This window comes from Clostridium sediminicola (assembly GCF_050402865.1).
In the GTDB taxonomy this organism is placed as follows: Bacteria; Bacillota; Clostridia; order Clostridiales; family Clostridiaceae; genus Clostridium_AF; species Clostridium_AF sediminicola.
The window spans coordinates 380,514-395,179 of sequence record NZ_BAABMF010000002.1 but is presented as its reverse complement, the minus strand read 5'-3'; the positions used below and the strand labels follow the sequence as shown (position 1 = coordinate 395,179).

Annotated in this window: 12 protein-coding genes and 1 other annotated feature; of the genes, 9 read left to right on the top strand and 3 right to left on the bottom strand. The window is 28.3% G+C overall.

The window, feature by feature from the left end:
* Positions 1-18 precede the first annotated feature (18 nt).
* The 3 genes from ACQ3F0_RS05710 to ACQ3F0_RS05700 form a co-directional block, all read right to left on the bottom strand.
* The gene (locus ACQ3F0_RS05710; protein WP_428864186.1) at positions 19-1,620 is read right to left on the bottom strand and encodes a hypothetical protein; all 1,602 of its coding nucleotides are present in this window, start codon (positions 1,618-1,620) and stop codon (positions 19-21) included.
* Positions 1,621-1,703: 83 nt separating this feature from the next.
* Positions 1,704-3,092 (bottom strand): sensor histidine kinase, encoded by a 1,389-nt coding sequence (locus ACQ3F0_RS05705; RefSeq protein ID WP_428864185.1) that lies wholly within the window; start codon positions 3,090-3,092, stop codon positions 1,704-1,706.
* A gap of 1 nt (position 3,093) precedes the next feature.
* The gene (locus tag ACQ3F0_RS05700; protein ID WP_428864184.1) at positions 3,094-3,777 is read right to left on the bottom strand and encodes a response regulator transcription factor; all 684 of its coding nucleotides are present in this window, start codon (positions 3,775-3,777) and stop codon (positions 3,094-3,096) included.
* A gap of 290 nt (positions 3,778-4,067) precedes the next feature.
* Positions 4,068-4,310 (top strand) — a binding site (T-box leader).
* A gap of 103 nt (positions 4,311-4,413) precedes the next feature.
* On the opposite strand from ACQ3F0_RS05700, the gene metG reads away from it, so the two are divergent.
* The 9 genes from metG to ACQ3F0_RS05655 all read left to right on the top strand — a co-directional run bounded on the left by metG (position 4,414) and on the right by ACQ3F0_RS05655 (position 14,593).
* A complete protein-coding gene (metG, locus tag ACQ3F0_RS05695) occupies positions 4,414-6,345 on the top strand; it encodes a methionine--tRNA ligase (RefSeq protein WP_428864183.1) in 1,932 nt (643 codons plus the stop codon).
* A gap of 194 nt (positions 6,346-6,539) precedes the next feature.
* Positions 6,540-8,057 (top strand): DUF445 family protein, encoded by a 1,518-nt coding sequence (locus ACQ3F0_RS05690; protein WP_428864182.1) that lies wholly within the window; start codon positions 6,540-6,542, stop codon positions 8,055-8,057.
* Between the two features lie 131 nt (positions 8,058-8,188).
* Positions 8,189-8,962: a TatD family hydrolase gene (locus tag ACQ3F0_RS05685; protein WP_428864181.1), complete on the top strand. Its 774-nt coding sequence runs from the start codon at positions 8,189-8,191 to the stop codon at positions 8,960-8,962.
* Between the two features lie 219 nt (positions 8,963-9,181).
* On the top strand, positions 9,182-10,222 hold the full coding sequence (locus ACQ3F0_RS05680) for a resuscitation-promoting factor (protein ID WP_428864180.1): 1,041 nt from the start codon (positions 9,182-9,184) through the stop codon (positions 10,220-10,222).
* Between the two features lie 83 nt (positions 10,223-10,305).
* Positions 10,306-10,857 carry a ribonuclease M5 gene (gene rnmV, locus ACQ3F0_RS05675; RefSeq protein WP_428864179.1) on the top strand — a complete coding sequence of 184 codons (552 nt, stop codon included), beginning with the start codon at positions 10,306-10,308 and terminating at the stop codon, positions 10,855-10,857.
* Positions 10,850-11,686 carry a 16S rRNA (adenine(1518)-N(6)/adenine(1519)-N(6))-dimethyltransferase RsmA gene (gene rsmA, locus ACQ3F0_RS05670; protein ID WP_428864178.1) on the top strand — a complete coding sequence of 279 codons (837 nt, stop codon included), beginning with the start codon at positions 10,850-10,852 and terminating at the stop codon, positions 11,684-11,686. The genes rnmV and rsmA overlap by 8 nt, the downstream gene beginning before the upstream one ends.
* Before the next feature lie 160 nt (positions 11,687-11,846).
* Positions 11,847-13,001, top strand: a complete 1,155-nt coding sequence (locus ACQ3F0_RS05665) for a DUF7922 domain-containing protein (RefSeq protein ID WP_428864177.1) — start codon at positions 11,847-11,849, stop codon at positions 12,999-13,001.
* Positions 13,002-13,109: 108 nt separating this feature from the next.
* On the top strand, positions 13,110-13,697 hold the full coding sequence (locus tag ACQ3F0_RS05660; RefSeq protein WP_428864176.1) for a hypothetical protein: 588 nt from the start codon (positions 13,110-13,112) through the stop codon (positions 13,695-13,697).
* Between the two features lie 71 nt (positions 13,698-13,768).
* Positions 13,769-14,593, top strand: a complete 825-nt coding sequence (locus tag ACQ3F0_RS05655) for a YhfM domain-containing protein (protein WP_428864175.1) — start codon at positions 13,769-13,771, stop codon at positions 14,591-14,593.
* The last annotated feature ends 73 nt before the right edge of the window (positions 14,594-14,666 follow it).

Sequence of the window (14,666 nt, the reverse complement as noted above, 5' to 3'; positions counted from 1 at the left end):
GTCATCCCATCCTTTGAGTTATTTTTCTTTAGTGGTAGCTGCTTTAGTCCAAGAATTAACATAATTGCCTGTAGCCCATTGAGACATTATAGGAATTTCATCTTTTTGTAAAGGAAAATCAATTAGTGGTTCTGAAGCAATTACACCGTTTTCTACTGAATAAGTTAAAATATTTTTTGAAGTTAAAACAATTATAAAGTTTTCTAAAGGTGATGAATAAGCATCAACAGCCTCAGGAACTTTTTCTTTAATTAAATTCCATGATGGGTAAAGATTATCATGGGCTACTAAATCTTTTGATGGTATTATTGGGATTGTAAAATCTGCATAATTACCTCTAGAAGCCTCATTAACATAATTTAATCTACCCTTAATAATCCATTTACCAACATCTCTTACTACTCCAAAACTGAGATATTCGGGTGTGGTCTCAAGAGATTTTTTTGTTTCTTCGTCTGCAGAATTTAGGAATGAAATAGCTCCATCCTTCAAAGCTTGTTTACCGGGTTCACCTAATATCTCAGTGATTGGTATAGGAGTTATATTTATTCCATTTATAGTATCTATAGGGACAACCCTCATTAATTGATAACTATATGATTGATCAGACTCTTTAAAGAAAATAGCACTGTTCATATTTAATGATAAGTAGTCATTACCTATAAAATTTATATCTATCAAGTCATTGAATTCTGCATTCTCAGGAATAATATCGTCATCCTTTGATTTGCTAACTTGTGATTGAATAGGATAAGCATAAAGATAGTCTTTAACATATTTTTTTTCAACTATTCTATCAGTATCTATTCTCCAAAATCCTGTTTTTCTTGGAAGAAGAATATAAGGAACTTCATTAACTTCACAAACGTATTTACCATTATAACTTATCCAAAGTGTTCTATAACTAGGCTCAGTAACTGAATCTGTTAACGAGTAAGGTATATTATAATCTTTTGGTTTATAGCTCTTTAAACATAGGAGCATACCTGACTCAATTATATCTGAATAGATATTTTCAGATTTTTCATTAACTGAAGAGTTATCATCAGAATGCATTTCAGTTTTATCATTTACTTCATCTTTTTCTTGAATTTCACCTTCTTTAGGAATTAAATCTATGTTGTCAGATTCTTCTGATGAGTCAATTCTTTTCAAAAAGTAAAATATTCCGTTTTTAGAAGTAACTAAGGATTCATCTTCTAAAAGCACATAATTATCTAAGAAACTATCGTCGCTACTTAAAGTTATTACATTAATAGTACTATCATTAATATTAAGTGTAGAAGGGTTTGTTTTAAAATTATTTAAAAAGTAATCTTCAGTAGAAATTGACTTGATTTTATAATCTAAATTATAGTAGATATTTTCATTTACAACTGCTTTATCTGCATCAAAAATAAATTTATTTCCAATTTGAGTATCTACTTTAATATTTGAATCAGAAAAACCAGTAGGTAAAATATATTTTTCTACAATCCATGTCCCAAAAATTGGAACATTAGTTTTTTCCGGAGCACTAATTTCAGCAGTATATGATATTTTTGAAGTACTACATGATGTTAGTATGATTAAAGAAAAAATTATTGTTGTAAATAAGGTTATAAATTTAAAATGTTTCATCAGTGTGCCTCCATAAACTATTATATTCTAATTATAATATCTCAATACAAGAATAGGTTACAAAAATATTAAATTTATATTTATTATTTTTGTATAGGAAGGTATAATTTTACCTTTGTACCTATACCTTCTGAACTATTTACTTTAATACTACCATTATGCAATGAAATAATTTCTTTACAAACTGATAAACCAATACCATTTTTTGAATTAGCGTTCTTTCCTTTAAAAAATTTTTTTGTAATGTGAGGTAATTCATCACTTGGAATTCCACAACCATTATCCTCAATGCTTATTTCAACACTTTCATCTAAGAGTTTTGTATTTAAACAGATTGAACCACCTTGAGGAGTAAATTTAAAGGAGTTATCTATAATATTCATTATAGCTTGGGTAATCTTATCTTTATCAATATTTACAGTGGGTAAATCACTATAAAAATTACATGAAATTTTAATTCCTTCACTTTGGCTTCTAGGGGCAATTTTTTTTACAATATCTTTTAAAAAATTATTTATATTAATCTGTGTTGTATTTAAAGTTATATTTCCAGAAGCTAATTTGGAAAAATCAAGTAATTCGTTAACTAGTTTACTTAGTCTATCAGTTTCATCTTCAATAATTTTTAAACCTTCACTGAATTCATCTGAATTATCTGGAGCGATATATCCAAGAGTGACTGCCCAGCCTTTTATAGAGGTTAAAGGAGTACGAAGTTCATGTGAAACAGAAGCAATAAAATCATTTTTTAGTTTCTCGTTTTTTATGATTTCTTTTGACATATAATTTAAGGTATCTGTTAATTTTCCTAATTCATCTTCAGAAATTTTTTCTATAGAGTCTTCAAAATTACCGTGCGCTAAATTTTCAGCCCCTGTAGTTATAACTGATATTGGCTTAGTTATTGAATTTGCAATAAAAAGACTAACTATAGTAGAGATTATAATTAATAATATACCTAATAAAAATAGATATACTGAAATTTTTTCTATGGTAGCATCAACTTTTTTTAATGAGGTTATAAACCTAATTACACCTACTATTGAATCTCCAGATTTTAATGGATAAGCAACACTCATTAAGTTTTCATTTTTTGCTTGTGACATGTGAATATCATAACCAAATTCATCAGATAAGGCTGAAACAAAGTCTGTGGATGAAATAGGTGATTTAGGTAAAAACCCAATTGAATCCATTAAAACGTTTCCTTCTGTGTCTATTATTTGCACTTCTGCTTCTGTATTTTTCCAAAATATATCAACATCTTTTGCTATATTATCTTTTAGGCTTTGTGAAGATAAATAAGTTCTATAAAAATCTGCTGATAGAGTTATTTCATTATGCAAAATTTCTTTTGTATTAGAGTAATAATATTTTCTTAACAGAGAGATCAAACTCATCTCCGCTAACAATACAGTAATAACAATTATCACAAGGTAACTAAGAGCGATTTTGGTTTTTATAGATTTCAAATTAATTCTCCTTCCATCTATAGCCCGTTCCCCAAACTGTTTCTACATAACTAGGATTGGAAGGCATTTCTTCAAGTTTGCTCCTGATTCTTCTAATATTAACATCAACTATCTTGGTATCTCCGAAGTAGTTATAACCCCATACCAAATCTAGTAACTCACTTCTACTAAGAGCTTTATTTTTATTTTGCATAAGAATTTTTAACATTAAAAATTCTTTTGGTGTCAAACTTAATTCAATTTCATCCTTATAAGCAATTTGATTATCTAAGTCTAATTTAAAAGGGCCTGATTTAATGAAATTTTCAATTGTTTCTGATTTCATTCTTCTAAGTAAAGATTTTATTCTGGCAGATAATTCTAATGGGTTGAAAGGTTTTACAACGTAATCATCTGCACCATTATTCAATCCACATATTTTATCGTTATCTTGGCCTCTTGCTGTTAACATTATAATCCCTATATCTGTATAGTTTGAACGTATTTTTTTGCAAACTTCAAAGCCTGTTATACCCGGTAGCATTATATCTAAAAGTACTATTATTGGATTTTCTTTATTTACTAGCTCTAAACCTTGTTCACCTGATTCTGCAGTAACAACTCTGAAACCTTCTTTTTCTAATACTATTTTTGTGAATTTTCTAATAGAAGCTTCATCTTCTACTAAAAGTATTTTCTCATTCATTGACAAAACCACCTTTTTTAGTTGACAGTTGACAGTGTACAGTTTTCAGTAAATGAGATTTTCTTTTAGAAAATCTTAAAGTTAAGCCTTTTACGTAGGAAAAGGTGTCTTTTACTGTCAACTGTCAACGGTCAATTGTCAACTGTAACCTGATATTATTATCTTTATCATTACGAAATAAATTATATCACATTAATTATGTATTAAAAGTGGAATAAATATTTAATTTTGGGATATCATATTGACATAGGGAGAGATTTAGCATAATATTTTATTAAGAATATTATATTTTTATTGCGTTGAAGAGAAGAGTAGTAAATGAAAGTGTTTATAGAGAACTAGGGTAGGTGAAAGCTAGTAGCACAGAAGTTTATGAACATGGCCTTGGAGCAAATTTCTCGAAATTAAGTAGGGATTTTCGGATGCAACCGTTATAATGCAGAGTGATGGAATCATATTGAGGAGTCACTTTTGAGGTCTTTATTGTGAGATAAAGATAAATTAGGGTGGTACCACGTTTATACGTCTCTAAGTAGATTATTACTTAGGGACTTTTTTGTATATAAAATTGCTTGAATTGTGCATTAGTAATTGCGAGTTTGGAGCATAATTTATTAAAAATAAGGAGGAGAAATCATGAGTAAAGGGAATTATTACATCACTACACCAATATATTATCCATCTGCAAATCTTCATATAGGAAATACTTACACAACTGTTGCTGCGGATGCTATTGCAAGATTTAAAAAACTGACTGGTTATGATACATTTTTCTTAACTGGTACAGATGAGCATGGTCAAAAATTACAAAGAATTGCTGAGGAAAATGGGGTAGCGCCTATTGAGTATATTGACAATATTGTTGCAGGTATAAAAGATCTTTGGAAAATAATGAATATTGATTATGATAAGTTTATAAGAACAACAGATGACTATCATGTGAAAACTGTTCAAAGAATATTTAAACAGTTATATGACCAAGGAGATATATATAAAGATCAATATGAAGGAAGATATTGTACTCCTTGTGAATCTTTTTGGACAGAAACTCAATTAGTTGACGGAAAGTGTCCAGATTGTGGTAGACCAGTTGAAACAGCAAGGGAAGAAGCATACTTTTTTAAGATGTCAAAATATGCTGATAGATTGATAAAATATATTGAAGAACACCCAGATTTCATTCAACCTGAATCAAGAAAAAATGAAATGTTAAACAATTTTTTAAGACCTGGCCTTCAAGATTTATGTGTATCAAGAACTACTTTTGACTGGGGAATTCCAGTAAGTTTTGATGAAAAACATGTTATTTATGTTTGGGTAGACGCGCTATCAAACTATATAACTGCTCTAGGTTATGATCAAGATAATAATGAATTATATCAAAAATATTGGCCTTGTGATGTTCATTTGGTTGGAAAAGATATTTTGAGATTCCACACAATATATTGGCCTATAATGTTAATGGCATTAGGGTTGGAGTTACCAAAACAAGTATTTGGTCACGGTTGGTTACTTGTAGATGGTGGTAAAATGTCAAAATCAAAAGGAAATGTTGTTGACCCTGTTGTACTTGTTGAGAATTTCGGTGTTGACGCAGTAAGATACTATTTGTTGCATGAAATTCCTTTTGGTCAAGATGGATTATTCAATAATGAAATATTCATCAAAAAGACAAATGCTGACTTAGCAAATGATTTAGGTAATTTATTAAATAGGACAATTGCTATGCTTAATAAATACTTTGATGGAGAAATTCAAGCTCCTATTGCAAAAGAGCCTATTGATGATGAACTTATAAAACTTGCATTAGAAGCGCCAATTAAAGTAGAAAAAAGAATGGATGAGCTAAAACTTCCAGAAGCATTAGATGAAATTTGGACTTTAGTTAGAAGAAGTAATAAATATATAGATGAAACAATGCCTTGGGTACTTGCTAAGGATGAATCTAAAAAAGAACGACTAGGAACAGTTCTTTACAATTTATTAGAAAGTTTAAGAATAGTTTCAGTGATGGTTTCAGCTTTCTTACCTGATACAAGTAAGAAAATGGGTGAACAATTAAAAGTTGAACTTACTAGCTGGGATAGCATTGCTTCATTTGATGGTACAAAAGCAGGAGTCAAGTTAGGAAAAGGAGAACCAATTTTCCCTAGAATTGATATTGATAAAAAATTAGAGGAACTAGAGAAGATAAGAGAAGCACAAATAAAGGCTAATGAGGTTGCGACTATTGAGCCAATTAAACCTGAAATAACTATAGAAGATTTTGAGAAAATTGATTTAAGAGTTGCGAAAGTCTTAGAATGTGAACCAGTTAAGAAGGCTAAGAAATTACTAAAATTAAAATTAGAATTCGGACCAGAAACAAGGCAAGTAGTTTCTGGTATAGCACAATATTATAAACCTGAAGAATTAGTAGGCAAATATGTTGTTATAGTTGCTAATCTAAAACCTGTTAAATTAAGAGGTGAGTTATCACAAGGTATGATATTAGCTGCTTCTGATGATAAGGATAAATTATTTGCTGTAGATCCTGGAAAACTTCCAACTGGATCTATTGTAAGGTAGTAAATGATTAAGAATTAAGAGTTGATGGATATTTTCTATCGGAAAATATCCAATTGAGAAACAGCTTCTGAATATATATTTTAGGAGCTGTTTTTATAATGTAAAATTAATATTTAAATTTATTTAATTTTTTAATGTTTTGTAGTAAAATTATTTTTGTTAAAAGTTGTGTATAGTTAAAGGAGAAGGATACAATGAAAATTTTATTTACATCAATGATAGGAGCAATTATTGGATATATTACTAACTGGTTAGCAATAAAAATGCTATTTAAACCACATACTGAAAAAAGAATATTTGGGGTTAAAATCCCCTTCACTCCAGGATTGATACCAAAAGAAAAAAATAGAATAGCTAAAAGTGTAGCAGATGCAATAGGGGATCATTTACTAACTAGTGAAACATTAGTTCAGTCACTTTGTTCTAATGAAATGAATTGTAAATTAAAAAAATGGGTGAGTAGTAAGATTAGTGATTTAGAAATAAAAGGATCTACTATAGGTCATGAGTTAAGAGCTTTATTTGGCTCTAAATATGAATGTAGCCAAAAATATATTAATAACAAAATTAATGAGGCGATTTTAACAACAATAAAAGGAAATAAGTTTAAAATAGAACTAAGAAATATTTTACAAACTTATATATCAAAAGAGCTTCAAAAAAATCCGAAAGAATTGTTAGAAAGTTCATATTATAAAAATACAAAAGCAAATATTTTAGCAAAATGTGTTCAGTATAAAAATTCACAAGGATTTAGAAGTCAACTAGCTAGTATTATTGAAACAAAGATAGTCCAATTAACTAAAAATGAGAAATCTTTAGAAGAAATTGTTCCAGCAGGGGTTGTAGGTTCCTTTAAAGTTTATTTATATAACCGTAGAGAAGAAATTTCAGTATTTATTAAGAAGTTCATTGAAAAAGATGACATTAAAGATAAAATAAAAAATTCTATTGCAAGTATGGTAAGTACTAATTTAAATCCAATGGTTGCAATGTTTATAACTGCAGATTCGATTTATGAAAAAGTTATAGGTGCTATTAATGATCACCTTGAGAATGAAGATAATCAAGTAGAAATTGTATTAGTTATAAATAAATTTATTGATGAAATACTTAAAAATAATTTATTAGATATGACAAGAAATTTATCAATAGAAAAAATAAAGTCTAGTAGTGAGTACTTATCTTCCATTTTCGGAGAAAAGTTGTTAACTGAAGATACGTTGTGTAAGTTGGGTGAAAGTATTGAAGAAAAAGTTAATGGCTATGACTCATTACAAAAGATACTAGATGAGAATAATGTTTGTATAAACTCAATTATAGATACAATGATACAATCGTTTATAACTAATATATCTGATAATAAAGAATTTGAAAATAGAGTTGAAGGATTTGTTACAGAATTTATTAATAGAGTTGAAGCTATGACAATTACTGATATATCTAAATGGAGTGGAAAAAATATATCTGATAGTACTTCAAATTTTGTACAAAATGTATATGACAAATTTGTAGAAAATAATGCATCTGATTTTATAGAAGCTCTAGAAATAAGAAATATAGTGGAAAATAAGATAAATTCTTTTGAAGTATCATATGCAGAAAAAATCATATTAGAAATTGCTAGTAAGGAATTAAATGCTATTACATGGTTAGGAGCGGTTCTAGGATGTTTAATGGGCTTTATTTCTTCTTTATTGGCATATATTTAGTAAAAATGTATATAGTTTAAATAACTTGTAACAATATGAAAAACGATTATTGAGTTAAATATTTTGATAAACAGCTAAAAGATGGTATAATGAGGATAAATTTTAAAAAGTAAAGGTAGCAGGAGGAAAATATGATTTTCGATTCACATGCTCATTATGATGATGAAAAATTTAATGATGATAGAAATGAAGTTATTAGGGAACTTCGGGAAAATGATGTTATTGCAGTAGTAAATTGTGGTTCATCCTATAAAGGCGCAGTTGATTCTTTAGAATTAGCAAAGAAATATGATTTTTTCTACGCAGCAGTAGGTATACATCCTGAATGCGCAAATGAATTTAATGATGATGTTTATGACGAAATAAAGAATATGGCACTTCACAGTAAGGTAAAAGCTATCGGAGAAATTGGTCTTGATTATTATTGGGAGGATAATCCTCCAAAGGAAACCCAAATTGAGGTAATGAGAAAACATATGGAGTTAGCGCAAGAATTAAATTTACCTGTAGTAATACACGATAGAGAAGCTCATGAAGATGTGCTGAATATTATAAAAGATTATCCAAAAGTTAATGGAATAATACATAGTTTTTCTGGAAGTGTTGAATTTGCAAAAGAGTGTATTAAAGAAGGTTATTATATAGGGTTTACAGGGGTAGTTACGTTTAAAAATGCTAAAAAATTAAAAAATGTAGCAAAGGATATTCCATTAAATAGAATTTTAGTTGAAACGGATTGTCCTTACATGGCACCAGTTCCGCATAGAGGTAAAAGAAATAGATCTGATTACATTTCTAATATTATTCATCAAATAGCAGAGTTAAGAGAAGTTTCATATGAGGAAATAGAAAAAGCTTCAAAAGAAAATGCTGAAAGAATATATAGTATAAAGATTCCAGTTTAATGTTTATTAAGTTTTATAATAGATTTTTTATAGACTAATGCATAAAAGCTTAAATTTGTATCATATGTATATGGTGTGTAGTATACTCTCTCTATGTATATGATACATTAATATATACTCACAAAACAGGCTGCCAATATCTACGAATTAATGCTTAATTTGACTAGTTGAGTTAAATAAGTTATAATGAGTGGCATTGTTTAGTCAAGGGGGTTGTATATGTGTATTAATTGGAATTTCAGGTTGAAAAAATACTTTTCAACGGGCCTATTGACATTTTTATTAAGTGTACTTGTGGTTGCAAGTATATTCATTAGCATCAGAAATATGGAGAAAGAAATCAGAATAGTAATTGACGGAAAAGAAACAAATGTTGAGACATATAGAAGTGAGGTTGCAAGTATTCTTGCAGGGAATGATATTATTTTGGGGCCCAAGGACAAAATAGAACCAAGTCTGAAAAGTACAGTAGTTGATGGAGGCACTATTAGTATTATAAAAGCTAAAAGTGTACAAGTACAGGTGGATGGAAAAACTATAAACTTGTTAACTGCTGAAGAGGATGTAAAGAGTTTACTTTCATCCGAAGGTATTGAATTAAGAGAGGAAGACAGAATATCACTCTCTTTAGATGACAAAATAGAAAATGGACAGAATATATCTATTACAAGAGTTGAAAGATCAATTGAAGTTCAGAAAGAATCCATCGAATTCGCTACTGTAATCAAAAAAGATTATGATTCTTATGAAGGAACCAAGAAGACTTTGCAAGAAGGCGATTTTGGAGAAAGAGAAATCAAAACAGAAATTGTATACGAAAATGGTAAGGAGATTTCAAGAGAAGTTATAAGTGATGCGGTAGTTAAAGAACCTACAGATAAGATAGTTTCTGTTGGGACTTTAGGAAAACTTGCATTATCTCGTGGCGGGAGTCTTACATATAAAAATAAAATTTATATGAGAGCTACTGCTTATACTTTAAGTTATGCCGATACAGGCAAGAATCCTGGAGATCCAGGTTGGGGAATTACTTACTCTGGTATGCATGTTAAAAGAGATCCAAATGGATATAGTACTGTTGCAGTTGATCCAAGAGTTATTCCTATTGGCACAAAACTGTATGTTGATGGTTATGGTTATGCTATAGCTGCAGATAAAGGTAGTGCTGTAAAAGGGAATAAGATTGATTTATATTTTACCACTAAAAGTCAATGTAATAGTTTTGGTGTTAGAAATTTGAATGTGTATGTATTGAAATAGAGCGCAGAGCGCTCTTTTTTTCTTGACATTAACTTATATATAGATGACAATATTATAGATAAAGATGTATAAGGAGTAATAAGATGATAAAAGAAGTTATAGTTGTTGAAGGAAGAGATGATATAACAGCAGTTAAAAGAGCTGTAGATGCTGAAATGATTGCTGTTGGAGGATTTGGGATAAATAAAAAAGTTATCGATAGGATAATTGAAGCACAAAAACGACAGGGAGTCATAGTTTTAACTGATCCTGATTTTGCGGGAGAAAAAATAAGAAAGATAATATCAAAAAGAGTTCCAGGCATAAAACATGCATACATAACAAAAGATGAAGGTTTAAAAAATGATGATATTGGAGTTGAAAATGCATCACCAGAGACTATTAGAAAAGCTCTAAGTAAAGCAAAGTGTGAAGTTAAAATTGAGAGAAAAGTTTTTGGACCACAAGATTTGATTTTTTTTAAATTAACCGGGAATGATAAAGCTAAGGAAAGAAGAAGCTTACTTGGAAAAGAATTAAGAATAGGATATTGTAATTCTGCTCAATTTATTACTAGATTGAACAATTTTGGGATTACTAAAGAAGAGTTTATAACGGCATTAAATAAAGTTAATAAGGAGATTGATAATGGGTAAATTAAACACAAAAGAAGTAGTAAATAAATATAGTTTTAAATTTACAAAAAGTTTAGGTCAGAATTTTTTGGTTGATGAATCTGTTCTAACTAATATAATAGATAGTGCACATTTAAATAAAGATGATGTTGTTATAGAAATAGGACCAGGAGTTGGAACGTTAACTAAAGAGTTATTAGAAAGAGTTAAGAAAGTATACTCTATTGAACTTGATTCATCATTAATACCAATTTTAAATGAAGAATTAAAAGAGTATAATAATTTTGAACTTATAAACAAAGATGCGTTAAAAGTAGATTATAATGAGCTTATTAAAGGAAAAAGGGTAAAATTTGTTGCCAATTTACCTTATTATTTAACGACTCCTATGATAGCAAGAATATTGAATGAAGGATGCAATTTCGAAAGCTTAACTATTATGATTCAAAAAGAAGTAGCAGAAAGAATAGATGCAAATCCTGGTACAAAAGAATATGGAGCATTATCTATTCTAGTTCAATATTATTGTGATACGGAAATAGTTAGATATGTTTCGGCTTCATCTTTTATTCCACAACCGAAAGTTGATTCTGTTGTTATTAAACTAAGTAAATTAGATAAGCCAAGAGCAGATGTAAAAGATATAAAGTTATTTATGAAAGTAGTTAGACAATCATTTAATATGAGAAGAAAGACATTGAGAAATGTTGTTAAAAGTTTAAAAATGATTCCATCAGATAAAATAGATGATATATTTGAAAAGGCAGAAATTGATCCTAAAAGAAGAGGCGAAACATTGACTATTGAAGAGTTTGGAAAACTATCTGATATTATTTTAGAGTATAAATAATAGTTGTGTTCAAAGGAATATAACTATAAAAAGTATCTAGATTATAGAATATTTTAAAACCCATATGAATATTAATTCTATATAAATAAAAAAAGAGTTCATTTTTTGGACTTTATACATATATTTATAATAATGAATAATTAAAGTGGGGGATGTGAAAGTGTCTTCAAAAGGAAACTATAGTAGGTACTTTATTATATTACAAGAAGATGAAAAAGGATATTCTATTGGAAATGATAAATTTCCGACAGGGTACGCAAAAATTGAAAAGAAAACAGATAAATGTAAAATAAGTTTTTACGCACAAAACCTTAAAAAGTCTCAAGGTCCATATTATATGGTGCTTATCTGTAATAAAAAAAGTGAAAAAAAATTAATTAAATTAGGAACTGTAAGCTTAGATCAATATGGAAGAAGCGATATTTCACTAGATTATGATTCAAGAAATATTGGTAATTTTAATATTACTATAGATAAAATTAAAGGTGCTGCTATAGTAAAGTTTATTGATACTAATATGGTATCAGTTTTATGTGGCTTTGTAAACGGGAATACATTAAGTGATTGGAAAACATATTCTTTGATTGAGAACAGAGAAAAAAAGGTACAAAAGGAAGAAAAAGTACAAAAGGAAGAAAAAATAGTTGAAGATTATAAAGAAGTTCAACCAAGATCATCTGTTAATAAGGAAGATGATGAATCTTCTGAGCGTAACGAAAAATTAAAAGCTGATAATGTATTTGATGAGTACGAGAAGTCTATAGAAACATCTAAGAAAAAAGATGATTACGAAGAAAAAGATGATTATTGCGAAAAAGAGGATTCTGATGAGGAAGATTCTGATAAAGAGGATTTGATTGTGCAAGAAATGCGTAAAAATGAAGACGATTATCCTAAAGGTGCTATGGGTGAGTTCTTTATGAAAATTGCACATGGATTAGAAGAACTTGATTATTTTCATAAGGAATTAGGAAAATGTAAGTGGTTTAAAGTGAAATATTTAGATATGGCAGATATGGATAAGGCATCTGATTATAATAAATATACGGTAGTTTATTATCCTATGGTATGTTATTATTCATATATCAAAAGCTATAAACATTTCTTAATAGGTTATAAATGTAATAAAAAAGGCTTCATGAAGTATATTGTTTATGGAATACCAGGAAAGAAAACTAGAAGAGAACAACCATTCGAAGGGAAAACTGGTTTTGTAACATGGGTTCCATGTGAAGATTGTGAAGAAACAGGAATGGGTTATTGGTTAATGTTTTATGATTTTAAAAACTCATGTGTAGTAATACCTGTAAAATAGAAATATTATATTAGACTATACTTAATTTAAATATAGTCTAATTTTTTTTGATTTACTCTCATATAAATATATAAGCGTTTAACCAATTATTTTAACAGGGGGAGTTTAATGAGGGCGATAATTATAGATGGAAAAAAAGTAGGAGTAATAACAGTGGCAATGGTTTTAATGATAGCATTATTTTTCATGGGTAATTATTTAAAGCCAAGAAAAACTTTTATAATTCAGTCACAACATTCGAAAAAATATACTACTTATGAAGCAATAAAAGGGAATATTAGTTATGAGCTTCCATCTCATTGGAAATCTGAATTAAAGAACTTTAGTGGGGATGAAATAATATACCACAATGATTTCAAGTCAGAAAATCAAGTTATTAATGGATTTGTTCAAGTTTGGAGGATAGCTGTTGATCTAAAAGAATTTTTGACAAACAGTAAAAAAATTGCAGAAAAGCAAAATGATATTATAGGATACAATATCACTCCTGGTAAAGTTAAAGGGAGAGAATCACATATAGTAACTTATAAAATAAGGGTATCAGATGATATTTATTATAGAGCTTATGAGAATTTTATAAAGTACGAAGATGGATTTATAAGATTTTCATTTTACACAAAAGATGACGATAGTGATAAAAGTTTAAATGAAATAACAGAATTTGAGTATATTGTTAATAGTTTAAATATTAAATGAGTTTTTTGTTTTTGTATGCTATAATTAACTTTACAACTGATTAATTTTTTAATATATAAGGTGGGACACTTATGAACAAAAGTTTTAAGCTTTTTATTGTATATATGTTGTTTTTATTTAGTATATTTTTTGTGGGATGTAGTAGAATCGATGATTTAAAAGTGAAAATAGGAATGAAAAATACTGATTTTGAGTATGTAAAAGAAGGTAAAATAAAGCAAATAACCATTGAAAATGTAAGAGATAAAAGTTATAAATTTATTGTAAAAGATGAGAATTCAATAATGCAAATATATGATATTTTATCAAAAGCTGATAGGGTTGATGCAAAGATACCTTTAACACCAGATTATATTATAAGTTTAGAAGATAAATCATCTAACGTATATAAATTTAGTTATGTTGCTGGAATAGATAAAACTGAGACAGGAAATTTCTATAATGACGATACAGCTTATATAGTATCGAAAAGATTAGATAATGATATAATTAAATATTTTTGGAATTTAAGAAGACCAAGTGATTTTAATGATGTTTATTATGGAAATATACTAAAATCTATAGATAAATATTATAAAGGGGCGAATATCAATAAATTAGGAATTAATCTCTTAGAAGATAGAGAGGTAATGAAATTTATATTAACATTGGATATGGAAACATTTAAAGGTGAGTTGCCCAAAAATGTAAAAATTATTGAAACTAATGATAAAAAGGATTATGATACAGTAATGCATATAACTACTGCAGGGTATAAGAGTGAAATATTCAAATGTATAATAAAATTTGAAAATAAAAAATCTAATAAATCTAGAACTTTTTATATAATAAACAAGTATAATGATGGAATATGGAGTTATGAATTCTATGAAGATAAGAAACCAAATAATTTTTAATTAATGGCATTTGACAATAACTTTTGTAGTGTTATAATATTATTGGTTGGATATGATAATTTTCTAGGAGGAA

What these genes read in the sequence shown, in the direction of transcription:
- ACQ3F0_RS05680 (WP_428864180.1), top strand. Translation starts at nt 9,182, where the DNA reads ATGTGTATTAATTGGAATTTCAGGTTGAAAAAATACTTTTCAACGGGC.
- ACQ3F0_RS05710 (WP_428864186.1), bottom strand. Translation starts at nt 1,620, where the DNA reads ATGAAACATTTTAAATTTATAACCTTATTTACAACAATAATTTTTTCT.
- ACQ3F0_RS05685 (WP_428864181.1), top strand. Translation starts at nt 8,189, where the DNA reads ATGATTTTCGATTCACATGCTCATTATGATGATGAAAAATTTAATGAT.
- ACQ3F0_RS05690 (WP_428864182.1), top strand. Translation starts at nt 6,540, where the DNA reads ATGAAAATTTTATTTACATCAATGATAGGAGCAATTATTGGATATATT.
- ACQ3F0_RS05700 (WP_428864184.1), bottom strand. Translation starts at nt 3,777, where the DNA reads ATGAATGAGAAAATACTTTTAGTAGAAGATGAAGCTTCTATTAGAAAA.
- metG (WP_428864183.1), top strand. Translation starts at nt 4,414, where the DNA reads ATGAGTAAAGGGAATTATTACATCACTACACCAATATATTATCCATCT.
- ACQ3F0_RS05660 (WP_428864176.1), top strand. Translation starts at nt 13,110, where the DNA reads ATGAGGGCGATAATTATAGATGGAAAAAAAGTAGGAGTAATAACAGTG.
- ACQ3F0_RS05655 (WP_428864175.1), top strand. Translation starts at nt 13,769, where the DNA reads ATGAACAAAAGTTTTAAGCTTTTTATTGTATATATGTTGTTTTTATTT.
- rsmA (WP_428864178.1), top strand. Translation starts at nt 10,850, where the DNA reads ATGGGTAAATTAAACACAAAAGAAGTAGTAAATAAATATAGTTTTAAA.
- rnmV (WP_428864179.1), top strand. Translation starts at nt 10,306, where the DNA reads ATGATAAAAGAAGTTATAGTTGTTGAAGGAAGAGATGATATAACAGCA.